Origin of the sequence: Photobacterium kishitanii, from assembly GCF_003026355.1 — a bacterium.
Lineage (GTDB): Bacteria > Pseudomonadota > Gammaproteobacteria > Enterobacterales > Vibrionaceae > Photobacterium > Photobacterium kishitanii.
In genome coordinates this window covers 170,986-194,455 of record NZ_PYON01000001.1, presented here as the reverse complement: position 1 = coordinate 194,455, position 23,470 = coordinate 170,986, and the positions used below count along the sequence as shown (strand labels likewise).

General features: G+C 36.4%; 26 protein-coding genes. 15 read left to right on the top strand and 11 right to left on the bottom strand.

Annotation, left to right across the window (positions count from 1 at the left end; all coding sequences use genetic code 11):
* The first annotated feature begins 3 nt into the window (after positions 1 to 3).
* The gene (gene sufE / locus C0W29_RS00860; protein ID WP_036794599.1) at positions 4 to 411 is read left to right on the top strand and encodes a cysteine desulfuration protein SufE; all 408 of its coding nucleotides are present in this window, start codon (positions 4 to 6) and stop codon (positions 409 to 411) included.
* A gap of 121 nt (positions 412 to 532) precedes the next feature.
* On the opposite strand, the gene C0W29_RS00855 is transcribed toward sufE, so the two are convergent.
* Positions 533 to 1,768, bottom strand: a complete 1,236-nt coding sequence (locus C0W29_RS00855) for an SGNH/GDSL hydrolase family protein (RefSeq protein WP_045041984.1) — start codon at positions 1,766 to 1,768, stop codon at positions 533 to 535.
* A gap of 547 nt (positions 1,769 to 2,315) precedes the next feature.
* Here C0W29_RS00855 and C0W29_RS00850 point away from each other — a divergent pair.
* Entirely contained in the window at positions 2,316 to 3,155 is an 840-nt protein-coding gene (locus C0W29_RS00850; RefSeq protein ID WP_045041985.1) for a class I SAM-dependent methyltransferase, read from the top strand.
* Positions 3,156 to 3,242: 87 nt separating this feature from the next.
* Here C0W29_RS00850 and C0W29_RS00845 read toward each other — a convergent pair whose 3' ends face one another.
* The 3 genes from C0W29_RS00845 to C0W29_RS00830 form a co-directional block, all read right to left on the bottom strand.
* Positions 3,243 to 3,695 carry a YidB family protein gene (locus C0W29_RS00845; RefSeq protein ID WP_045041986.1) on the bottom strand — a complete coding sequence of 151 codons (453 nt, stop codon included), beginning with the start codon at positions 3,693 to 3,695 and terminating at the stop codon, positions 3,243 to 3,245.
* Between the two features lie 20 nt (positions 3,696 to 3,715).
* Positions 3,716 to 4,147 carry a peptidoglycan-binding protein LysM gene (lysM, locus tag C0W29_RS00840; RefSeq protein ID WP_045044503.1) on the bottom strand — a complete coding sequence of 144 codons (432 nt, stop codon included), beginning with the start codon at positions 4,145 to 4,147 and terminating at the stop codon, positions 3,716 to 3,718.
* Positions 4,148 to 4,927: 780 nt separating this feature from the next.
* The gene (locus C0W29_RS00830; protein ID WP_045041989.1) at positions 4,928 to 5,491 is read right to left on the bottom strand and encodes a TetR/AcrR family transcriptional regulator; all 564 of its coding nucleotides are present in this window, start codon (positions 5,489 to 5,491) and stop codon (positions 4,928 to 4,930) included.
* A 127-nt stretch (positions 5,492 to 5,618) separates the two neighbouring features.
* Between C0W29_RS00830 and C0W29_RS00825 the strand changes: the two genes are divergently transcribed.
* The 8 genes from C0W29_RS00825 to C0W29_RS00790 all read left to right on the top strand — a co-directional run bounded on the left by C0W29_RS00825 (position 5,619) and on the right by C0W29_RS00790 (position 10,277).
* Positions 5,619 to 6,095 carry a DUF417 family protein gene (locus C0W29_RS00825; RefSeq protein ID WP_045044504.1) on the top strand — a complete coding sequence of 159 codons (477 nt, stop codon included), beginning with the start codon at positions 5,619 to 5,621 and terminating at the stop codon, positions 6,093 to 6,095.
* A gap of 12 nt (positions 6,096 to 6,107) precedes the next feature.
* Positions 6,108 to 6,347, top strand: coding sequence for a hypothetical protein (locus tag C0W29_RS00820; RefSeq protein WP_045044505.1), 240 nt, complete (start codon positions 6,108 to 6,110; stop codon positions 6,345 to 6,347).
* A 148-nt stretch (positions 6,348 to 6,495) separates the two neighbouring features.
* Complete coding sequence (locus C0W29_RS00815; protein WP_045044506.1) at positions 6,496 to 7,299, top strand: Cof-type HAD-IIB family hydrolase; 804 nt, start codon at positions 6,496 to 6,498, stop codon at positions 7,297 to 7,299.
* A gap of 124 nt (positions 7,300 to 7,423) precedes the next feature.
* The gene (locus C0W29_RS00810) at positions 7,424 to 7,606 is read left to right on the top strand and encodes a hypothetical protein (RefSeq protein ID WP_045044507.1); all 183 of its coding nucleotides are present in this window, start codon (positions 7,424 to 7,426) and stop codon (positions 7,604 to 7,606) included.
* A 189-nt stretch (positions 7,607 to 7,795) separates the two neighbouring features.
* On the top strand, positions 7,796 to 8,593 hold the full coding sequence (locus C0W29_RS00805) for a Cof-type HAD-IIB family hydrolase (RefSeq protein ID WP_045044508.1): 798 nt from the start codon (positions 7,796 to 7,798) through the stop codon (positions 8,591 to 8,593).
* Between the two features lie 252 nt (positions 8,594 to 8,845).
* A complete protein-coding gene (locus tag C0W29_RS00800; RefSeq protein ID WP_036794616.1) occupies positions 8,846 to 9,061 on the top strand; it encodes a hypothetical protein in 216 nt (71 codons plus the stop codon).
* Positions 9,062 to 9,234: 173 nt separating this feature from the next.
* The gene (locus tag C0W29_RS00795; RefSeq protein ID WP_045044593.1) at positions 9,235 to 9,753 is read left to right on the top strand and encodes a superoxide dismutase family protein; all 519 of its coding nucleotides are present in this window, start codon (positions 9,235 to 9,237) and stop codon (positions 9,751 to 9,753) included.
* A gap of 104 nt (positions 9,754 to 9,857) precedes the next feature.
* Positions 9,858 to 10,277: a GNAT family N-acetyltransferase gene (locus C0W29_RS00790; RefSeq protein ID WP_045041994.1), complete on the top strand. Its 420-nt coding sequence runs from the start codon at positions 9,858 to 9,860 to the stop codon at positions 10,275 to 10,277.
* A 96-nt stretch (positions 10,278 to 10,373) separates the two neighbouring features.
* Here the strand turns inward: C0W29_RS00790 and C0W29_RS00785 are convergent, their stop codons facing one another.
* Entirely contained in the window at positions 10,374 to 11,288 is a 915-nt protein-coding gene (locus C0W29_RS00785; protein ID WP_045041995.1) for a VirK/YbjX family protein, read from the bottom strand.
* Positions 11,289 to 11,562: 274 nt separating this feature from the next.
* Between C0W29_RS00785 and efpL the strand changes: the two genes are divergently transcribed.
* Complete coding sequence (gene efpL, locus C0W29_RS00780) at positions 11,563 to 12,135, top strand: elongation factor P-like protein EfpL (protein WP_036794621.1); 573 nt, start codon at positions 11,563 to 11,565, stop codon at positions 12,133 to 12,135.
* Between the two features lie 89 nt (positions 12,136 to 12,224).
* Positions 12,225 to 12,686: a GNAT family N-acetyltransferase gene (locus C0W29_RS00775; protein WP_052671562.1), complete on the top strand. Its 462-nt coding sequence runs from the start codon at positions 12,225 to 12,227 to the stop codon at positions 12,684 to 12,686.
* Between the two features lie 64 nt (positions 12,687 to 12,750).
* Here C0W29_RS00775 and cspE (C0W29_RS00770) read toward each other — a convergent pair whose 3' ends face one another.
* Complete coding sequence (cspE, locus tag C0W29_RS00770; RefSeq protein ID WP_036794623.1) at positions 12,751 to 12,960, bottom strand: transcription antiterminator/RNA stability regulator CspE; 210 nt, start codon at positions 12,958 to 12,960, stop codon at positions 12,751 to 12,753.
* Positions 12,961 to 13,418: 458 nt separating this feature from the next.
* Positions 13,419 to 13,628 carry a transcription antiterminator/RNA stability regulator CspE gene (gene cspE, locus C0W29_RS00765; protein WP_036794625.1) on the bottom strand — a complete coding sequence of 70 codons (210 nt, stop codon included), beginning with the start codon at positions 13,626 to 13,628 and terminating at the stop codon, positions 13,419 to 13,421.
* A 544-nt stretch (positions 13,629 to 14,172) separates the two neighbouring features.
* Here cspE (C0W29_RS00765) and C0W29_RS00760 point away from each other — a divergent pair.
* A complete protein-coding gene (locus C0W29_RS00760; RefSeq protein WP_045041996.1) occupies positions 14,173 to 14,487 on the top strand; it encodes a DUF496 family protein in 315 nt (104 codons plus the stop codon).
* A gap of 293 nt (positions 14,488 to 14,780) precedes the next feature.
* Here C0W29_RS00760 and rsmF read toward each other — a convergent pair whose 3' ends face one another.
* From rsmF to C0W29_RS00740, 4 genes are all read right to left on the bottom strand, one after another.
* Complete coding sequence (gene rsmF / locus C0W29_RS00755) at positions 14,781 to 16,211, bottom strand: 16S rRNA (cytosine(1407)-C(5))-methyltransferase RsmF (RefSeq protein WP_045044509.1); 1,431 nt, start codon at positions 16,209 to 16,211, stop codon at positions 14,781 to 14,783.
* A 202-nt stretch (positions 16,212 to 16,413) separates the two neighbouring features.
* Positions 16,414 to 19,041 carry an MlaD family protein gene (locus C0W29_RS00750; RefSeq protein ID WP_045041998.1) on the bottom strand — a complete coding sequence of 876 codons (2,628 nt, stop codon included), beginning with the start codon at positions 19,039 to 19,041 and terminating at the stop codon, positions 16,414 to 16,416.
* Positions 19,022 to 20,218, bottom strand: coding sequence for a paraquat-inducible protein A (locus C0W29_RS00745; RefSeq protein ID WP_045041999.1), 1,197 nt, complete (start codon positions 20,216 to 20,218; stop codon positions 19,022 to 19,024). The genes C0W29_RS00750 and C0W29_RS00745 overlap by 20 nt, the downstream gene beginning before the upstream one ends.
* 118 nt (positions 20,219 to 20,336) lie before the next feature.
* A complete protein-coding gene (locus tag C0W29_RS00740) occupies positions 20,337 to 22,169 on the bottom strand; it encodes an ABC transporter ATP-binding protein (RefSeq protein WP_045044510.1) in 1,833 nt (610 codons plus the stop codon).
* Between the two features lie 86 nt (positions 22,170 to 22,255).
* On the opposite strand from C0W29_RS00740, the gene C0W29_RS00735 reads away from it, so the two are divergent.
* Entirely contained in the window at positions 22,256 to 22,714 is a 459-nt protein-coding gene (locus C0W29_RS00735) for a GAF domain-containing protein (protein WP_045042001.1), read from the top strand.
* Positions 22,715 to 22,823: 109 nt separating this feature from the next.
* Positions 22,824 to 23,456, top strand: coding sequence for an RNA chaperone ProQ (gene proQ / locus C0W29_RS00730; RefSeq protein WP_045067066.1), 633 nt, complete (start codon positions 22,824 to 22,826; stop codon positions 23,454 to 23,456).
* The last annotated feature ends 14 nt before the right edge of the window (positions 23,457 to 23,470 follow it).

Here is a 23,470-nt window from a genome sequence, read left to right as displayed (position 1 = left end):
GTCATGAGTTCAACAATGACGCCCCAAAAAGTATTACAAAATTTTCAGCGCTGTTCTAACTGGGAAGATAAATATTTATACCTTATTGAACTTGGTGATCGTTTTTGTATATTACCTTTAAATGAACAAACGAATGATCATAAAATTCGAGGTTGTCAAAGTAGCGTTTGGATCACATTAACCCCAAACGATAATCTGATTCACCTAGCAGCAAATAGTGATGCAGCGATTGTGAAAGGTTTATTGGCGTTAATTATTATTGCTTATGATCAAAAGAGTCGTCAGCAAATAGCTGAGTTTGATATTGATGCGTGGTTCGAACAATTAGGGTTAACTCAGCACTTAACGCCAACACGGTCTATTGGTATTGCAACGATAATCAAGCAAGTACAATTGATGAGTAATGTGTAATTAAATTATCGACACAGATATTAACTATTCAGTGTCAGACTTTAGTGGCTAATAGCGTAATTTATTAATGGTTTTATATTATTGGCACTAAAAAATAGTTAGTGCCAATATTTTAGGATAATTAGTTTACTGACAATTGATTGATTATTTGTTGAGCAATATATTTATGCATCGCTGTTGTTGGATGAGTTACTCCCCAGAATACGTATTTATCTGAACCATTTTGTGCGCAATCATTTGTTAGGTTGTGGCTAATTAAATAGTCTTTTGATGAACTGCGGTTAATATCCATACAAGCATCTTTAGCGTTAATAAAACCGTATTTTTGTGGATTAGACGTTACATTTTCAAACATCTTATATGCATCAACTAAAGTAATATTAATACCTTTTGCTTTATAATACGCTGCTTGTTCTTTTATAAATGCATTGAACTGCTTGATTTGTTTACTCACAAGAGCAACTTTTTCTGCTGATGAATATTTAAATTGAGGTGCTTTGCTGGCATCTGGCAATGTCATAAGTAAAATATTTTTGGCTCCAACATCAGTTAAACGAATAAGCGCTGTACTGTAATCACTCTTTACTTGTGTCACGTTGCGACCATAATTCATAAAATCATTAAGGCCAAACTCTAAGGTAAATAGAGTATTGCCGATATTATAATTTTTTGCCGATTTCATATACGTATTGAAAGATGATATTTGGTCATAAATTCCAGTAAGAATGCCATATTCATTAACGCCTGCAGCACCACCAACAGCCCAGTTATATAAAGGTAAGTGTTTAGCGTTAGCCAAATATTCTGTCCATACTAAGCCATTGCTAAAATGACCAAGGAACCAGCTATTACTGTTAGGGAATAACCATTGTGAACCATTAAAGGTATTACCTGTATCAGAAAGACTATCACCAAAAGCAACGATCTTATTGATCGCATTGGAGTGGGTGATTTTGTCATTACTCCAAATAGTATGGCTATAAGAGGATTTTATATCTGAGGCATAAAAAGTAATGTCTGCATTTTTATTATTAGTATCAATTGAAGCTTCACAACGTTGCTTAATATCTTTATTTGCCACATCGGTGTAAAACATATTTTTAAATGAAATAGACGACCACCAATAACCCGGAAGTTTATAATAACTGCCATCTGTATTTTTAGCCCAAATCCAATCAGTGGCTGGTTCATCATGACTTACACTCGTTCTATACCAACACTTAACATAGGTATAAGTATTATTAGTATAGGTAGACGGGTTTTGTATCGATGGATAATTTTCAGTATTGTTAACGTTATTAGAAGCGATTGCAGCAGATGGGAGTAGTAACGTTAATAACAAAAATGCTTTGTTCATGACAGTCCTTTATTTAATTATTCAGTGTTAATAAAGCAGGAAATAACACCCAAAGACAATGTAAATAATTGCATTGTTTTTTTTACAGTAATCTACTCAACAATAAGAATCACGTCTAATATTAAGAAATGGGATAGCCTTCTAATAATTTAATTAATTATTGTTTTTTCATGTGGATATAAAGTCATATCATTATGATATTTATTCACTTTTATTGGTGGTTATTCTACATTAGAATCTCGGCGATTGATTAAATGGCACTGGATTTGTAGGGGGAATTAATTTGAGGCGGTTCTTTATAATCATTATTATGGATAATTAAATAATGATATTGATAAACCTTGTTTTATTATTGAAACATTTTTGCGTATTAAGCAACATAATACCAACATTTCGATTGGTCGTATTGATAACAGTAAAATACCTAACTTAAAGTGTAATGTTGTATTAACTTAAAATTAGTCGGGGTAGGTTTATAACGATTGAGATATGGCTGCGCTATTTTATGTTATAATGCGAGCAGTGTTTTTAATTAGATAAACGAACTATGCTTGGCTACTATCTTCATACAAAAAATGCCCAACAGGCGTTAGATGCTATCGCTAAAGGACAATCAAGTGTCCATCTCTCGACTGATCTTCATCTTTCTGAGCAGGATTACTCTGTTAGCGCTGAAGGTTTAATTCTTGACGAAGACAATATACTGTCTATTGCTGATCTTAAAAAAATCGTCAAAAAGACACAAAGAATTTATCTTTGTAGTGATGGCGATATGGAACCGATTGAAGATCGCAGTGTTGGTTACTATAAGTTAGCACCTACAGAAGGCGCACCGCTGCTTGAAATTAGCGGTGTTAAGATGCACATATCTAAAGGAACTGATCCGTTTGTAAGTGCTTCAGATATGGCTAAACAAGCTGTACGTTGTGGTGATAATGTACTCGATTGTTGCAGTGGTTTAGGTTACGCAGCGATTGCTGCACACCGTTTAGGTGCTAAAAAAGTGTTGACCATTGAGCTCAGTGAGTCAGTGATGGGATTACGTGCACTCAATCCTTGGTCTCGTGATTTGAATAACGAGGGTATTGAGCAACGACAAGGCAGTAGCTTTGAATTGATCACGACCATGCCTTCAATGTCATTTGATGCCGTTATTCACGATCCACCGCGTTTTTCTCTTGCTGGTGAGTTGTATAGCGAAGAGTTTTATAGCGAAATCTACCGTGTACTTCGTCAAGATGGACGTCTTTTCCATTACACTGGTAACCCACATATTATGAAAAAGGGCAGTGGCTTTGTTGATGGTGTTATTCGTCGATTAAAAGCGGTTGGCTTTAAGAACGTGCAAAAGGTTGATCACTTGATGGGTGTTAGTGCCCAGAAATAATGCGATAAAATAAAGGAATCGATGAAATTATTAATGCCAGTTCGTTGTAATAACATCGATTCCTTTTTCAAATGACTATTTGATTAATTACTTTTTTCCGAAAATATTTGAGGCTATGTTGAGCAGTCCATCCATGCCTCCAACCGCTTGAAAAAGCTCTCCTGCAATATCACCGTTAGGACTAGCTTTATCTATCATACCTGGCAATGTCTCCTGCAAACCCGTTATCGCTTCGCTTTGTGGTAATTTAACCTCATTGGCAAAATTTGATAATTGGTCTTGGTTAAAGATATTACCAATGTCAGTGGCAGAAATAGCTTCATTGTCACCATTACCAAGCCAAGAAGCTGCGATATTAGCCAACCCCGCGCCATTAAGTGATTGAATTATACTTTCTAAATCAATACCTTTGCCATTACTATCGCCACCGAATAAATGTGATAATGCTGAAGTAATTGTATTTTCGTTTAATCCTGTAGTATTTGCTTGAGATTGTGAGAATAGTTGAGCACCAACGCGTAATAATTGATTAATATCCATGATGTTCACCTCTATTTATATTAAGCAGTTGTTGGTATGCGAAGCTTTTGACCTGGGAATATTTTGTCAGGATCGATAATAACTTCTTGGTTAGCATCAAAGATTTTTTGATAATCAGCGCCATTGCCTAGCGTCTTTTCTGCTATTTTCCATAAACTGTCACCCGATTGTACTTCGTAATATTTTACGGTTTCGGTGGCAGCTGGCGCATTGAGATTATCAACAATAGATTCAATTCCTGCGGTATTACCCGCCATCAAAATGGCTTTTTCTTTGGCTACAGCACTATTCGCTGTGCCAGAAAGGGTTGCTACGCCATCTTTTACTTCAACTTTTAAGTCAGTCAATCCTGGATTGTTATTCTCGATATGTTGGGTAATTTTCTCTGGTGCTTCATCTTCATTGCTAAATAGTTTGTTGCCAATATCGCGTACAAAATCAAGTAATGCCATCTCATTCTATCCTTGTAGTTTGGTCGTAAAAGCGAATGTTGTTACCAAGCTTAGTTTAAAAAATGAGAATGTTGGTTTTTATTTATGTTGGTGTGGTATTTTTTATTGTGGAGAGAATGAAGCTTTGTTAGCAAGGTGATATGACTTCATGAGTGTCTTATCTGCCATTGTTCATTTTTAATGATTAATGAGCGGGTTCTAGGGTAGGGGGAATTGGTGTGTTACATGCTGTAATTACATGATAAATATACAATAAATGAGCACGTCATTGTGCTCATTTTTAATAATTATGGTAATTAGATAATTAAAGAGCAGGAACGGATGCGGGGATCTTTTTGGTTTTTTTTATCACATGATGTTCTTTATTATCAGGGTGGTGAAATTTAGGGTTTATTATTCTATTGCTGTTGATCGCTGGTTTAGAGACCTTTTGTATTACTTTTTTATTATTTGGATTATGAAATTTAGAATTTAATACATCAGTATTAGCCAATACTGATGTTGAGATGAAGAGTAGAGAGAACACAAAATAATTTTTCATATCGATATGCCTTTTTATTAAAAACCGTGCTTAAAAGTAATGATAAACCATATTTCGTAATGGTTATTTACCTATCAATAACACATATATATTCATCTTATGGCACTACAATGGTTTTTAGCAAAGGAAATTATCATTAAATTGTGACATAGTGCAAAACTATAATTCGCCTACGGTATAAATAGTGTTTTTAAAAGCTAACGTATAACAATGATGGTAAATAGTTTATGTTTCATGCATTAATCTTTAAAAATAGCATCAAGATACATTGCTTTTGCCATCGGTATTAGTTGCGTGTTTTTTGTTATTTGTAACGATGCCAATAATCCATTAAAAATCAACTCTGCTTGTTGTGACTTTAGTTCAGGATCATTAATATTATGCTTAGTTAATAAAGCTTGAATCATATTTACTCGAGTTTTTTTATAACCGCTGCAAATATCAGCAATGGTAATATCGGTATGATTAAATTCGCTGTACGCCAATTGAAAGTAACAGCCATTAAATAAATCATCTTTCATTAATGTTACTAATATTTCAAATCGTTCTGAGAGCTTTTGTTCTAACGTTAGTGTTGGATCAGAAAAAACAATATTTAAGTGGTTCAATGCACGTTCACTGAACATTATTAATGCTTCTTTTATAAGATTTTCTTTTGAAATAAAATACTTATAAATGGTTGCTTTAGATACTCCGGTAGCGGTAGTAATGCTATCCATGCTGGTGCCATGAAAGCCATATTGTGCACATAATGTAATTGTTTTATTGATAATATTGAGTCGTTTTTCTTGTTGTTTGCTCATTTCGTAGACCTCTTTTTTCATTGGTCAGATCATATCAAAATAAACTGTTTAGTTCAAAAGTGTTGACAGCAGATTTATTTATAACTAAATTGGACTGAACAGTTTAGTTTAGTTTGAAGGGTCTAATATGAATAGTTTAAGTCAACATACATCAGTACCAGCAGTATCATCAGCAACGACATTTGGTTATAAATTAGGTGTTTTCGGTGTTGTGCTAGTTTTATTGTGGATTGGTATTTTTAAATTTACACCAACTGAAGCGGCAGCAATTGAACCTTTAATTAAAAACCACCCACTAATGGGGTGGGCATATAACTTTTTGTCTGTCCAAATGGTATCTAACCTTGTTGGTTTTAGTGAAATCGTTGTGGCTGGTGGACTTATTTATGGTTTTTTTAATCCTAGAGTCGGTTATTTTTCAGGATTAGCCTCAAGCATTATTTTTATTGTGACACTGAGCTTTTTATTTACAACGCCTGACACATGGAAAATTGTCGATGGGGTGCCGACGACAAGCTTCTTTTTAGTCAAAGATATTTTATTTCTAGCCATTGCAATTATGGTTGTTGAGCATAATAAAAAATTATTAGGTTGTAAGTCTTAATAGGGGACAGTTATGAAATATATTAAGTATGTTTTTTTGATTGTTATTAGCTTAACGTCTTATACCGTATCGGCCAAAGATGGTGATTTTATGGGTAATGTTCGATTTGATAAGACTAAATCTAATAATTTATCGCTGCAAAGGTACATGGTGAATGGTTCGGCTGATAAATCTCATTCTGGTGTATTAATAAAGCAGACAGCAGGGATGCTGACTTTTCAACAAAAGTTATTAGCAGCTGCGGATAAGTGATAACGTTAATTATGAAATAACTACTACGCTATAAATATTCAGCAGCACTATTTGAATAGAAATAGTGTTGCTTTATATTCTTATGGGGAATTTGTGGGTAAGATATTGTCACTAGATTAGTTTAGCCATTATCGGAGTAGTAACAGTAATGACATCTTGTATAAAATTTATTGCAACAGACATGGACGGTACTTTACTGAGCGATACTAATGAACTTCCATGTGATTTTTTTGATGTATTTAAGGCACTTGATGAGAAAAATGTACTCTTTGCTGCAGCTTCTGGACGTCAATACTTTACATTGTTAAATATGCTGGAACCGATTAAAGATAAGGTATTGTTTATTGCTGAAAATGGAACTCTAGTTATGTATCAAGGGAAGGAGCTTTATAGCGTTACGATCCCTAAGTCTGAGATTGACTCAATTATTGATGTTGTACGTAACATTGAAGATAGCCATATTGTGTTATGCGGAAAAAAATCAGCTTACACCGAAACTAAAAATGAACAAGCTCAGCAAGAAATAATGAAGTATTGTCATCAAATAGCATTCGTTGATGATTTATTAGATGTTGATGATGAGTTTATTAAAATATCAGTATTAAACTTAAAGGGCACAGAAGAGCATGTTTATCCTTTTGTTGCGCCTTTGTTCGCAGCAACACACCAAGTTGTTGTAAGTGGTGAAACGTGGTTAGATTTTATGGATAAGAAAGCATCAAAAGGCCAAGCAATAAAAGCAATGCGTAACAAATTTGGATTTACGTTTGAAAATAGTATGAGTTTTGGTGATTTCTTTAATGATGTTGAAATGCTAAACGAAACCTATTTTAGCCATGCGATGAGTAATGCCCATCCTGAGATTAAAGAATTAGCACGCTTTATTGCTCCAAGTAATAATGAACAAGGTGTTATTACTGTTATTAAACAAAAAGTGTTACAGTGTAACTAGTAAGCATTTTAAATTTGTTATAGAGGTATGATGATTAAGTTATGATTCCCTTGACAAATATTATTAATAGATTAGTTTTTAATTAACTTATTGATAAATTGAAAGGGTTAGATAAGGGGGTTCTATGAGTACCGATGAGTTATTTCCTCTATATATCGTTATTTCTGTTGTTGTATTTTTATTTTTTATGTTCTTTTTATTTATACAGTTATACCTAAAAGCAAAAAAAGAAAATGTTGGTGGCTGCTGTGATGCTAAAGTAAAACCTACACCAAAGCATAAGAGGAGTGATGATCATCGCTCGTAGTGTAAATATCAAAACACTACTATGTTATGTAGTGGTGTTTTTTAGATTAATTAGGTAAATAGTTAGTATTTTTCATATTACTCGATTTGTATCTATGACATTTTATGTGTGTTTTTGGTGAAAATTGACATCATTAACAGGTAGAATGTGAGGTATTGATAACATTAAATATCGGAGTAATAATTGTATATGACGTCTTCAATAAAATTTATAGCAACAGATATGGATGGCACATTACTAAATGATGATAAAAATCTTCCTGCTGATTTTTATGATGTATTCGATGCACTTCATACTAAAGATGTTTTATTTTCAGCGGCATCAGGTCGACAGTATCAGAGTTTAGTTAATACTTTTGAACCAGTTAAAGACAAAATGGTGTTTATTGCAGAGAATGGTACGTTGGTTATGTACCAAGGCAAAGAACTCTATAGCTCAACCATTCCAACATCTGAAATTCATACCATTATTACTAGAGTTAAAGCGATTGATAATACCTTCATTGTCTTGTGTGGTAAAAATTCTGCTTATACAGAAACAACAGATACACAGGCATTAGAAGAAATTAACAAGTACTATCATAACCTTGAAATTGTTAGTGATTTATTTGCTGTTGATGATGAATTTATTAAAATTGCAGTGCTAAATTTCAACGGCACAGAGCAGTATATATATCCAATCATATCTCCCTTATATTCACAGACTCACCAAGTTGTTGTAAGTGCAAAGATTTGGTTGGATGTTATGCATAAAACGGCATCTAAAGGGGCTGCTATTAAGGAATTACAACGTATTTTCAATTTTACATTTGAAGAAAGTATGAGTTTTGGTGACTTTTTAAATGATGTCGAAATGCTAAAAGAAACTTACTTCAGTTATGCGATGGATAATGCTCATCCTGAGATCAAACAATTGGCGCGTTTTCATGCTCCAAGTAATAATGATCAAGGCGTAATGACCATTATTAAAGAAAAAATCTTAAAATAAACCACCGCGAATAGGTATGTTAATTGATTTTATTTAAGCATAAAAATTATTGAGGTTGTTTGCCACGCCTAGCAGTGGCTTAATCGCATTAATACATGCTTAAATAAATCGATTAAATCACAGTATTAATATTTAATGGTTAATATTTACCACTGATAGTGATGTGAATCTAATTATTGGGATTATTGAGTATCTCCTATAATTTTATAGGAGTAATGTCTTTTCTCAATATACTAATATTCAGAGGTGATTATGAGTTTGTTTTATGTTGATAAAAATGCGCAAGATAATGGCGATCATGAAATACATACTGCAACATGTAGCCACAGTCCTGGTGTAAAAAATTGTGATGCTCTTGGTTATCATACCGCATGTAGTACCGCATTAGATGCTGCAAAAAAAATATACCCTCAATCAAATGGTTGTTATTACTGCTCATATTCTAGTTATACATCTGAAAGTAAGTAAAATGTAGCTAGCAACGTGACGATAAAAATATCACGTTGCTATTTTATTTAATCATATTGTCATTTCGTTCCTAACGAAGATATAAAAGCTGTCTATAATTTAATAATTACCGATTATGTTAATGTTTAACGATATTAATATGGAATTACTTTATTAAATTTATGGATGAATTTATGGTAACTTTTTTATTATCCTTTTGCTTATTTTTGATTTCATTTAATGTTAATGCCACCGATCTTATTAAGATTGATATGAAAGATCTTAATTCAGGTAAATCGATCGGTTATATTACCGCGCAACAATCACAATATGGTGTAGTGTTTACACCACATTTATCAGATTTATCAACTGGCTTACATGGTTTCCATTTACATGAAAACCCATCATGTGAAGAAACTAAAGAAGGTGGGAGAACAATAGCAGCAGGTGCTGCTGGAGGGCATTATGATCCAATGCTTACCGGTAAGCATGGTTATTCTTGGACTACTGATAACCATCTTGGTGACTTACCACCGCTATATGTTGATACTTACGGTGATGCAACAGAGCCAGTACTTGCACCTCGATTAAAACTTGCAGATTTAGTAGATCGCTCATTGATGGTACACGCTGGCGGTGATAATCATGCCGATCATCCTCATCAACATGGTGGTAGTGGGGCTCGTTTAGTGTGCGGAGTGATTACTAAATAATAAATAATACAGAAATCCATATATAATGGACATTCGATCAACTCAATGTCACTTTAAGGCTGTAGTATGTTGTTAAAACATCGAGCTAGTATTAAAGGGTTAAGATGGAAATTGAATATAAAGTTAATCATCCTATTACGCCAAATCAATATATTGAATTAGTGAATAAAACTGCTTTGGGTGAGCGAAGGCCAACGGAAAATGAAACTATAATAAAAGGCATGCTTGAAAATAGTAATTTGGTTGTAACGGCATGGGTTGACGATCAACTTGTCGGTATTGCTCGTTCAATGACAGATTTTCACTATTGCTGCTATCTATCAGATCTTGCGGTTGATGAAAGTATTCAATCAATGGGTATTGGTAAATATCTTATTTTAGTTACGGCAGAATCAGTATCTGAGAGTTGTAAAATAGTTTTATTATCCGCACCTAAAGCTGAAGGGTATTATTCTAAAATTGGTTTTGTTGAACATAATAGCGCCTGGGTTTTAACTGATGTGAGTCAGTTAGTATTACCTTAATAATCTAATACATCGCATTTGCAGCTATTAATGGTAGCGCTTTAACCACAGAGGAGATTGATCTCTGTGGTTATTAGGGCAGTTATAGTAAAGGAACTACAAACTGATTTTTTGTTGGAGTATCTCGTTGATAGTATCAAGCCATTCATAACGGCGGCGATACATAGCGCGTTTAGGGCGAGAGATATCTTCAGGATTGCGACGAATATCCTCTAAGCCTAATGTATAGAAATGTCGGTCAAACTCGGTCCCACCTAATGCTTGCCAATGTTTATCATAATTAGCTGTAACGCGTCCTTTACTGTATCGCTTAGCTGAGTAAGCATGAGAGTCACTTTTAACAGCAAGTAGCGTGTCAACCTGCCAAATGTTAGCAATAAGTGTAATGATTTTGATCATTAAGTCTTTAGGGCGCTGACCATGTAATGTTTTGGTTAATGCTTTTATTTTAAGGTTATTTTCAGGACTACTTGATGGCCCCTGTAAACCACCAATCACTAACTGACGTTGTCCTTCTATATCCCGCACTGAAAAGGTAAGGGTATAAAAGTTTTTATCTATGTCATTAAATAAAAGCAGGCTCATATCGCCTTCTTTTTGATAACGTGCGTGAAATACTAATTTAAAAGAATAATCTATTTCACCAACAGTAAAATCAAATAGTGTTAATCCATTCTCATTAACATAAATTTCGTCACGGATATGTGCCGGTAATTTTTCGCTTACAAATTGATAATGTTGTACGACAAACTGTGCTCTCTCTATCGCACTACTGTCATTAACAATATAAGGACGAAAGGATTTTTCTAAAAATCGAGGGCACTGCTTACATAATGTTTCCAGCAAAGAAGGGGTAATACTAGAGGCTATAAGCTGAAAAGCATTATGATAATAAGTCGCTCGAAGTACGAATTTAGCGCGATAACTCCAAAGTGGTGAATATTGTTCAGCTGTACTATCGGGGTAAATAATCTTGGCGTAATCGCGGAGAGTTGGAGATGTATTTGCCATTTTGGTAACGCTCTAAAATATGTGTAGTTTGCTATTATCACGCTTTTTGGAAGATTTACAATAATATATTCGCATTGGGTATGTATTATTCTTTTATGGGTAGATTGATTCTGTTATACAAAGATAATGAAATTCTATAATTATTGTCTTGGCTATCTATTAACCATGTTGGTATATCAATGCAAAAAAATAGACTTTGGACTATCATATTACTTGCTATAAATCTGTATCTTGGTGTAATTTCTCACCACTATTTATTTTTGGAATAATGATCATGCCAAAGGCTAGTGATATTAAAAAATTTGCTGCTATTGAACTTAACGGTAAAGTAGCTTTAGTTAAAGAAATTACTAAGCTAACGCCTAGTGGTCGTGCAGGCGCAAGTCTTTACCGTATGCGTATTTATGATGTTGCAACGGGCTCAAAATCAGATGTTAGCTTCAAAGCTGATGAGATGATTACATTAGCAGACTTCCGTCGTCAGAAAGCATCTTTCTCATACATCGATGGCGAAGAATATGTATTTATGGATGATGAAGATTACACTCCATACACTTTCTCAAAAGATGCAATTGCGGAAGAATTGCTTTTCATCAATGAAGATACTAAAGGTATTGAAGTATTGACTGTTGATGGTGCACCTGTTGCGCTAGAGCTACCAGCAACGGTAGAACTAACAATTGTTGAAACAGACCCTTCAATTAAAGGCGCATCTGCAAGTGCTCGTACTAAGCCTGCAACATTATCTACAGGTCTTGTTGTTCAAGTTCCTGAATACATTGCAAATGGCGAAAAAATCAAAATCAACACAACTGAACACAAGTTCATGAGTCGTGCTGATAAATAATAGCTAGATATTATTTTCTAAAGCCAGTGGCGTTTATGCGTCACTGGTTTTTTTATGGAAGTAAGAAAAATAATGAGTAAAGGAATACTGTGGTTCAAATAATTACAATTGATGTCGCAAAAAAAGAAGATGTGCAGGCTGTGTATCAGTTAGAGCAGCGCTTGTTTGGTGATTATTGTTACCCTGATTTTTTTATTCGCCAAGCCTATGATTGTTGGCCCGCTGGTTTCTTCGTCGCACGAGATCATGATAATATTGTCGGTTATGTACTGTGCGCGCCTCAGTTTAATAATACGTCATTAGTTGTATCAGAAGGATGGATACTGGCCTTAGCGGTAGATACAAGCGTGCAGGGGAGCGGAGTAGGTAAACAATTGATGAAAGTAGCAATGAATCAATTAGCGGGCTGTGAAAAATTATGGCTTACGGTTCATCCTGATAATCATGCGAAGAAACTGTATCAGCAGCTAGGTTTTATGGAGGTTGAACAAGAGAGTGATTATTTTGGTCAGGAGCAGCCACGAGTCAAAATGGTCTATGTTGTGGTGTGATTTACTGATATAAAAAAAGGGTATCTAAGATACCCTTTACTTCTTTCAACTGTTCGTTGAAAAATTAAGCACGCTCAACGTTAGCAGCTTGAGGACCTTTTTGGCCTTGCTCAACGTCAAAAGAAACCTTCTGACCTTCAGCTAGAGACTTGAAGCCTTCGCCAGTGATAGCACGGAAGTGAACGAATACGTCAGCGCCGCCGTTGTCTTGAGTGATAAAACCGAAACCTTTCTCATCGTTGAACCACTTAACGATACCAGTTGCTTTAGACATGTTATGTCTCCTGAAAAATAAATTAGTAGCGCACATTACGCTGTTTTACTTATGTACAAAAGAATAATGAAGCGCTTCAGGACAACTGTGAATATTTGAACAGTGTATCGAAGTTTTCTATTTCAATTTGTTGCATAAATAGGCCTTTAATAAAACCATGAGTATTAGGCCATTTTCATATTGAAAGGGCAAGTTTCTCTTGTAAGAACAGGTCAATAATGTGACCACTTTAACAAAATAATATGTTTAACTTATATGAGTCGGTGTGCGTATGGTGAGTGCGAGGATATTAGGGGATGTTGGATATGTATTTTCTTTATATATCAAATAATATTAGCGTGTATTAAGCTTGCATTTATGTTGCTCAAAGGCGTGGTGTCTATATAAACGAGCAGGATTAGAAGCAGAAAAAGGGCTGAATGAGCCCTTTATTTTTGTAGATATTCAAGGTTAAATTACTAGGCTCTTTCAACGTTTGCAGCTTGAAGACCCTTAGGACCCTGTTCTGTTTCGTAAGACACTTTTTGGCCTTCAGTTAAGGTTTTAAAGCCATCACCACTAATCGCACGGAAGTGTACAAATACATCAGCACCGCCGTCATCTTGAGTGATAAAACCAAAACCTTTTTCTTCGTTGAACCACTTAACGGTACCTGTTGCTTTTGACATGTTGTCTCCTGATAAATCTATTCATCACACGGTATAGCCAATATCAGATTACGGAGCGATTTGAGCTTTGAACTCTGTTGCTGATCATGAAGATGACAGCGAAGATATCCTTGTTCAGATTGCTTTAACTGTAAATAAGTACTGGTCTACTATGAAGATTAGGCGTTGATTGGTGATTTGCAAATCAAATTTACTTTTTTTGTAAACAAAGAAAGTAATAATACCGGTGTCATGATAATTTCTTAGAAAGTTTATTTAAATGTCTTCTTCGTCAGACATTCTCTTAAATATTATTGAACGAAATCAAAGCAAACTCGAATAGGAAAGGGCATAATCCAAACAAGAAAGGTTCTTTAAGCGTATGTTAACTCACCATCTAGTCGATAATCTTCGGGTATTACTTGAGTTTACAGCAGATTTTCTGATATAACCGATTTTAGAAAAAAACTGAGACTCGACGGTTATGTACTAGGAAGTGCATTTTTCCTAATTATTAGCATTAAATCAGTTTCACAAGGCTTTATTTTCAGACTAAGGACAAAACATGAACAACATCCTTGAACTTGTTCGTCAGGCTCGCCGTAAAAACAAACTTAAGCGCGAAATCCTTGATAACGATCGTAAAATTCGTGATAACCGTAAGCGTGTAGAATTACTAGAAAACATGTTGGATTATATCAAGCCAGATATGAGCCATGATCAAATTTTAGAGATCATTGAAAACATGAAAGGCGATTACGAAGATCGTGTTGATGATCATATCATCATCAGTGCTGAGTTATCTAAAGAGCGTCGTGACGTTAGCAAGAACGTTAAAGACCTTAGAAAAGCAGAAATTACAGCACACAAACAGAACTAATATTTTGTTTGTGGCTAATTAAGACCTGAGCTATATGCTCAGGTTTTTTTTGCTTATTGGTTAGTAATATAACTAAAGATAGTGATGTAACGAAGATAAAAAGAGCCCGAAACGATTCCTGTGTCGGGCTTAGGGGAACAGGCTCGTGATGAGCCTTGCGCTAACTGGTTTATGTATAGAATTCGGTTACACTATCAATATTAGTTTAGCTTTGATGAATTGCCAGTTTTAATCAAAAATAATTGTTTATTTAGTCAATAAACCACCAGCTAATGCTAACAAGTTGAATATAATCAGATATCAAACAAGTTAGTGTCCCGTACTAATTCGCGAGGTAAGCCATTCTTGATTCGATTACCGACCCATTTACCAATGCCAATAGGGTAATCACGATATGTTACAATTACTTCGCCTTTACCTGTAAGGTTCTCTGGACGAATATCTCGTCCCATAAACCACTCTTTTGCTTGTGGTGCAGTTAGTGCTATCGCAACCGATTCTTTACCCGTAGCAAGTGTCATGATGGCCTCATGCTGCCAGCGATAGCCTTTTTTGTGTTGTTCAGCTAATTTAATACCGATACGTTGGAAACGAATTTCGCCAATTAAATGTTTAAGTTGTGAAGGAAATAGCCACACTTCTTTATCTCGTAGCCAAATATCACTGTTAGTTGATAAGGTGATATTAAGATCAGTATTAAGTTGCTGGGCTATGATCTGCTGCTCATCGGCTTTCACTTGGCTAAATGGGAATTTACCCATTCGCTTTTTAACTGGATCTGTTTCAACAGAGGCATGTTTTCGAATGCGAGCAACAAAAAATCCTTCACTATCAAAAACCTGAGGGTAAACGTGTAAAAAGCCATCAGCCGTTAATGCTTTTTCTGCACCATCAAATAAGTCACTTAAAGACTCAAATTCAACCGCATCACCAAAGGTTTCTTTTAGATAATGGCAGACCTCTTGGTTTTCACGTTGGTTAAGGGTACATGTTGAGTACACCATGACACCACCGGGTTTTAAAGCCTGAAAAGCACTAATAATTAAATTACGTTGTACTGCTGCAATTTCATCAATTGACTCAAGGCTCCAGTTTGCCATTGCATCATCATCTTTACGAATAGCACCTTCACCAGAGCAGGGTGCATCGAGTAAAATAGAGTCAAAAGCTTCAGGTGCCCATGTGCCAAAAACACAACCATCAAAGTGTGTTAATGCTGCGTTATGTACGCCACAACGTTGCAGGTTGGCGTGTAATACTTTAATTCGACTCGCTGCAAGTTCATTAGCAACCAGCGCGCCTCGGTTTTGCATAGCGCAAGCAATCTGGGTTGTTTTTGAACCGGGCGCTGATGCCATATCGAGAACACAATCAAGTGCATCATTATTATTGAGTAGAGCGGTTACTGGCATCATAGAGCTGGCTTCTTGAATATAGAATAACCCCGCCATATGCTCTGCTGTATTACCTAATGAAACACTCTCTTCATCCTCGCGCTTAATCCAGAATCCGGTTTCACACCAAGGAATGGGGGTTAGTGTCCAATCTTTATCTGCAATACGAGTAAGAAAATCAGCCACGCTTATCTTGAGCGTATTTACACGAATACTGCGACGTAACGGTGTTTTACAACAGCTAATAAATTCATCAATACTCAAGTTTTCTGGCATTGTATGCTTGATTAGATCAATAAAAGCGTCAGGAATATAGATATTAGGATGCAAGGTAGCACTCTCAGTCAAACTGGCAATGTCAGAATTCTATACTAAACAGTGGCAAATTTATATCAGCTATCTGTGCTTCTAAGATTGTTATGCATATGAACAATTTTCATTATCATATAGGACGTTAGTATGGTGTTTTTTTAAACATTAAATATTAAAAAAGGGGCATTAAATGCCCCTTAATTATTTGTTGCTTAAATAGTTACTTGATAGGAATAGCCGTTCGCCAACTAAGCCATTTGGGGTTTACTTCTTTATTGAGTAGGAAGTGTTTATTTTGTTTTGCTAATGGCGCGAGTGGGTGTGTTGCTGGCGTAGCAAATGAAATACCACCACGAAGCAAACTATCAAAAGTGCCGGCTTTTACTTTTGCGCCAGTAATACCGATATCAACGTTTAGTCCTGATGCATTCCAAAATACACTATTAGCACGAATAAGGTGACGGTATTTTTGTTCAATTTGGACGGTAATTAAAACGCGATCGGCTAATGCGCCTAAAGCGACTTTAATAACTTGTCCTACTTGAATATCACGATAAAGCAATGGAGTACCTTCGCTGACTGAACCTCTTTCTTCACTTTCTAAAATAAAGGTTTTGCCTGCATCAAATAATTCGGCAGAACCTAATTTGAAAGTATGAGATGTTAAGCCCTTACCTGGCTGTACAGCAATGTATGAGCTTAATAGTGAGTCTAGGTTTTCGCTGCCATTTAAACTTATCTTTGGTTTTACCACCCAGAAATAGCTATCTTTACGCGCAACTACTTTTGCGTATTGAGGGAATAAGCGTGCTTTTATTGTGACATTATTATGTTCAAAGTTAGGCTCAATATTATCAACCTTACCAATGACAACGCCTTGATATTTGATCGCTGTTGATTTTGAAATCGAACGTGCATCATCAGCCGTTAACGTAATCATTGCACCAAAATGTTGGGCATCACTTAGGCTAGGGTAAAGTTTATAGTCATGACCAGAACGGTTAGTAACACCTTTTATTGAATCGAATGCAATCCCGCCTTTTAATAATGTCGAGAGTGGCGCTGCTTTGATTTTAACGCCGTTAAGCCCAGCCTCAACTTCAACGCCTGAGCGATTCCAAAACACAGTATTATTATCGATTAAATGACGATATTTCTTTTGTATATTAAGTTTTATCTCAACCCCTGATGTTTTAAGTGCAAAACTGGTGATTTCACCGACTTGTAAGTTACGGTAAAGCACCGGGCTGCCTTCAGAGATTGCTGGTAAGTTATCAGCTACAAGTGTAATAGAAGTGAAGCCTTTTAACTTTTCATCCGCAAGTTTGGCTAGATGTTTATCTTTAAAGAGAGAGTAACTCTTTTGTATTCCTTCTTTACCATTAGATGTAAAGCTTATGGCACTACTGATCAATTGATCTGCTGCTGGAATAGAAACATCTACGCCGCTGTTACTGATATTGGCCTTAATACCGCCGTCAATAAAGAAACGACTATGAGAGCGAATTAAATGGGTATATTGCGGTTGAATTAATGTTTCTAATCGCACCCGATTACCATCGAGTTTCACTGTTGTTATATGACCAACATCAATTCCGCGGTAACGTAATTTTGTTCCTGCTTTTAAGCCATAGCTTTGATCAGCAAATAGTGAGAAAACAGCGACACCTGGTTGCTGCTCTTCAAGCGTATTTTGGGTGATAGCTGTAAAATGACGTGCTTTTTTACCTTCGCCGGGAATTAAGCGTAAATAATTACCACGAACAAGGTTACCAATATTTTTGACACCAGTGAGTGAAACTTGTGCTTCTTCTAGCAATAACCGTGAGCCATTATTAAGTAAATCACTCATGCTCGGTTCTATGGCGGCATGGGCAATAATTTTATTGGTTTTATCATCCAGTTTTAAATCTGAAATCTTACCAATTTGCAGGCCGCGATACATAATCGGCGCACCTGAATTACTGATATTATTATTATCAGGAAGGGTGATTGTGATAGCGATACCACGACCAGCAGTATTAATATCAGAATACAGGTTAAATAAATGTCCTTCATCAATTGGCTTACCTGCATCGGGAGAATCAAAGGCAATCGCTCCGGCGATTAATGCAGATAAACTTTCAAATTGGACATCGACACCACTAAAACCGATATTGGCACTGACCCCACTGACATTCCAGAAACGGCTCTTGTTAGTGACGAGGTTGGCATAACGTGGTTTTATTAGTGCGTCAATAAGCACTTCTTTTTTATTAGCACTAAGGGTGTAGTTATAAATTTCACCGACAGGGATCTTTTTATAAAAAATTTGGGAGCCAATACTGAGAGAGCCTAAATTAGGTGCTTTTAATTGTAAGGTTAAACCATCATTTGTGGGCATATTTGCAGGTTGATTTTCTAACGCTGTAAACTTTGTTGCTTCATCACCTGTTCCCGGTTGAAGGGCAATATAGTTACCTGAAACTAATGCATCTAAGCCAGAAATACCGGTAATAGAGGCTTTGGGTTTGACCAACCAAAACCGTGTGTGTGTACGTAATGTTTTTACTGCTTCTGGGTAGATATCAGCAGAAACATAGATACTTTTAAGATCTTTCGATAAAGTTACATCACGCACGATACCAACTTCTAATCCTTGGTAACGGATAGTGGTACGCCCCGCGACTAAACCAACAGCATCATTAAAGTGGATTTGAATACGTTCTCCACCCTCATTAACTGCTTTATATAATAACCACCCAGCGACAATAATTGCCAGTATTGGTAATAACCATAAAGGGGATAAGCCGCGATCACGGCGAATACTAACCTGTTGTGGTTGCTCGTTATTTGGTTCGTTGTTCATATTTGTCCCAGATTAGACGAGAATCTAAGCTCTCTGCTGCTAACATTGTTAAAATAACGACTACACCGAAAGCAATGGCGCCTGGTCCCGGTGTAAAATCAAGAAGTTGTCCACGATCGATTAAAGCGACCATAATCGCTATTACAAAAAGATCCATAACAGACCATTTTCCAATCCAATGCACTATGCGAAAAATACGCATGCGTTGTAGGCGTTGGCTACGCTGTTTAAATTGAATGCATAATAATATATACGCTAACCCAATGATTTTAGCGACGGGAACAACAATACTGGCAACAAAGATAATGATGGCAATACTGGTCATTCCTGTTTTTACTAAACCTGCGACCCCTGAAAAGATGGTATCTTCAATACGTTTACCGTTATTCATAAAAATAGAAATGGGGTAAAGGTTTGCTGGTAAGATGAAAATACTAGCGGTAATGAGATATGCCCATGTTTTTTGAAGTGATTTAGGGATTCTGTGATGTAATTGACTGCCACAACGACGACAATGCGGTAGAGCTTCTTGGGTTAAGTGACAGCTATGACAGACAGTATCAAGTTTGTCACTGATATGTTCATTTTCTGGCTGCCAAGCATCCCAATAACGACGGACACTGATTTTAGTTAACAATACCGATAATAAAATCTGCATACTGATCAAGCAATAAAGCCCAACTCCGACATAAATTTCTGCGACTTCTTGCATTTTAAAACATGAAATAGCTAAGCTAATTAAAAAGACTTCCAGCATTGCCCATTGTTTTAAATGTGAGAGGATCCATAGTGATAGCTTAAATAATCGTAATTGTCGAAAACGTAACGAGAACTGTGCTCCTAAAACAGCACTGATTAGTAATAATGGCGCTATTGCGCTACAAAAGAGAATTAATATCGCAACAGCAGGAAAGGTTGGAGCAAGTGCAACGGTTCCAGAGGTTAGTGTTGCAGGGATCATTTGGCCAATTAAACGAATGGTAACTAACGGTAGGCTAATCGTAGGGATATAAAGAATAAGACAGGCAACCGCAATCGCTAATTCTGCATTAAAGCGCGCAATACCGCCGCGATAGAGTCGAGTATGACAACGTGGACAATAGGCACTGTGTCCTTGAGTTGCTGTTTCTGGCAACACAAGTAAATCGCAGCCTGGGCAGCGTCGAGCCTTCGACATGGTGCGTTTCTTCCTTTAGTTATAAGGTGTACAAAAGCGCTCATTGAGTTGTTAGTCACTTATTGTTAATAGAAAAACAATAACAACTATCAATGAGCGCCGATTGGTGCACACTATATTATTTTGTGTTGACGCTGGCTACTGCTTCGTGAGGATTGCTGCCATTCGTGGCGATTTCCGCTGATTGAATTGATCCATAAAGTGTTTGATAAAGACCGTGTTTATTGATCAGTTCTAAATGTGTCCCTGATTGGCTAACTAAGCCGTCTTCAAGTACATAAATAATATCAGCCTGTTTCACTGCAGATAAACGATGGGCAACAATTAAGGTCGTTTTATTCTTCAAAAAAGTATTGAGAGCAGTATGTAAAGCGGCTTCTGTTGATGTATCTAGCGCTGAAGTGGCTTCATCTAAGATAACAAACTCAGGATTAGAGAGTATCATACGCGCAATAGCCAGTCGCTGTCGTTGCCCACCAGATAAGCGAATGCCTTGACGGCCAATTTCAGTATCTAATCCGTGAGTTAGGCGTTCAGTTACATCGGTTAATTGAGCTATATCTAAAGCTTGCCATAATTCATCATCACTGTATGGCGCTCCAAGTGTTAAGTTATGACGTAACGTTTCATTAAATAGTACTGGTTGCTGTAATACGACTGCCATTTTTTCACGCAGTGCTTCGTAGCTAACAGCTTCAATAGGGTGATTATTGATTAAAATATCACCGCTACTTTTTTGATAGATACCTAATAGTAATTGAATTAATGTTGATTTTCCGCCACCAGAGGTTCCAACTAATGCTACTCGTTTTCCTGCGGGAATATCGAGATTCAAACCGCAGAGTACTTCTTTGTCGTTATCATAAGAAAAATGTAAGTTGCGAATTTTAATCGCAATGGTCTCATCATCATTAAAAGGGTAAACCGTTGCCGGTAGACGCGTTTCTTCTTCTAAGGCTAATAAACTGTTGAGACGCTGCATTGCTGCAGAGGCGCCATACCAAGCAAATTGAATCCCTAATAATTCTTGAATAGGGCCTAACATAAACCATAAGTAACTAAATACAGCTAACATTTCACCAATGGTTAAGTTACTAAATAGCACCATGAGCATAGCGGCAGCACGAAAAATTTCAAAACCAATCAAGAATAATAAAAAGGAAACACGACCAGCTGCTTCTGATTGCCATGCATATTTATCTGCACTATGACGAATATCACTAGCATTACCTTTTAATTGTTCTAAAAAGTCACGTTCCCGATTAGATGCCCGTAATTGATAAAGGCCATCTAATACCTCTATTAAACGATGTTGGAACTTTTCGTAAGATTGGTTTTCTTTACGTTTGAGGTTTTTAACTCGGTTGCCCATCAATTTAGAGGCATAGACAACAACCGGATTGATAATAAGAATAAAGAGCCCAAGTTTCCAATCAAGCCATAAGAGGACACCAGCCGTACCGATAACAGTTAATAGTCCAATAATAAAACGGCTTAATGTATCACCAACAAATTTATCAATCGTCTCGACATCAGTAATAAGGTGGGAGCTAATACCGCCACTACCGCGTTCTTCATATTGTCGCATGCTTATACGGCCTAATTTATCGAGTAAATGTTGGCGCAGGTTATAGGTTATGTCTTTTGATACTAATGTAAATTGTCGACTTTGCAGTATATTCAGCGCTTGGCTGAACGTACGCATTAATACAACCAGAACAAGCACTAAAAGAATGTAACCAGTTGCATTATGCCAAGCAGATGGTAAAAGGGTATTTAGATAGGTAATGCCTTCGCCTGGTTTGTGCAATAAAACTTCATCAACCATTAACGGCATCAGAAGTGGAATGGGTACGCTGATCAAGGTTGCGATAACGGCAATAATGTTCGCAATAATTAATCTTGGTTTATGTAGTTTCGCTTGTAGTAGTAACCAAGACCAATTAATCATAAGATGGTTCTTATCTTTCACAGTGAGAATAATTCCTATTATCAATATTATTCTTGCTATTCTAACGGCTATATACGGAGTAAGCTATGGAAAATACAATCGCTTTTTATAATCGCCTCACCCAACAAGCATTGGCATTAATTGAAGGTGAAACAGATCTTATCGCTAATATGTCTAATATTAGTGCGTTATTAAATATGGAGTTAGAACAAATTAATTGGGTTGGGTTTTATTTGCTCAAACAAGACCAATTAGTCTTGGGCCCATTTCAAGGAAATCCTGCATGTGTGCGTATTCCGGTTGGGCGAGGCGTTTGTGGTACCGCTATTTCTGAGAACAAAGTACAGCGGATTGCGGATGTACATACTTTTCCAGGGCACATTGCTTGCGATGCTGTAAGTAATTCTGAGATAGTTATTCCACTAACAGTGAATGGAAAATTAATCGGTGTGTTGGATATTGATAGCCCAATTTTGTCAAGATTTGACCAAAATGATGAACGAGGTCTAGTTTCTTTCGTAGAAGCACTACAAAAAGTACTCTAATTTCATGCTTTCGGTGGTTTTTCCGCGTTAGGTAATTATAATAGCAGCACTATTTCTTTTTGAACAAAGCACAAATAACGAGCAATCCTCGTTTATGTCAGGAAACTCCATGGAAAACTCTGAAAAGTTAACGAACAGTAAAGAAGTTATTGCATACATCGCTGAGCGTTTCCCAAAATGTTTCACTGTTGAAGGTGAAGCGAAGCCACTTAAGATTGGTATTTTCCAAGACCTTGCAGAGCGTCTTAATGAAGATCCAAAAGTAAGCAAGACTCAACTACGTACAGCTTTACGTCAATACACATCTTCTTGGCGTTACCTTCACGGTGTTAAAGCGGGTGTGAACCGTGTTGATCTAGATGGTAATGATTGTGATGTTCTAGAGCAAGAGCACGTAGATCATGCGCTTAAAGCTTTAGAAGAAAGCAAAGCTAAAGTACGCACTCGTCGTAAAGAGCAAGCAATTGCTAAAGCGGCTAAAGAAGGCGAAGTTAAAAAAACTCGAGCTAAAACAGCTAAATCTAGTAATGTGAAGCCAAAAACAGCTACTATTAAGAAGAAGCCTGTAGAGACGACACGTGTACTGAATGCTGATGAAGTAATTGTAGGCAAAAATGTTCAAGTGAACATGGGTTCTGGTAATATGCCTGCGACTATTGTTGAAATTAACAAGGACGATGTGCGAGTTCGTTTAAATAACGGTCTAGTAATGGCTGTTAAAGCGGGGCACTTGCGTTCATAAAGGAGAATGCGCGA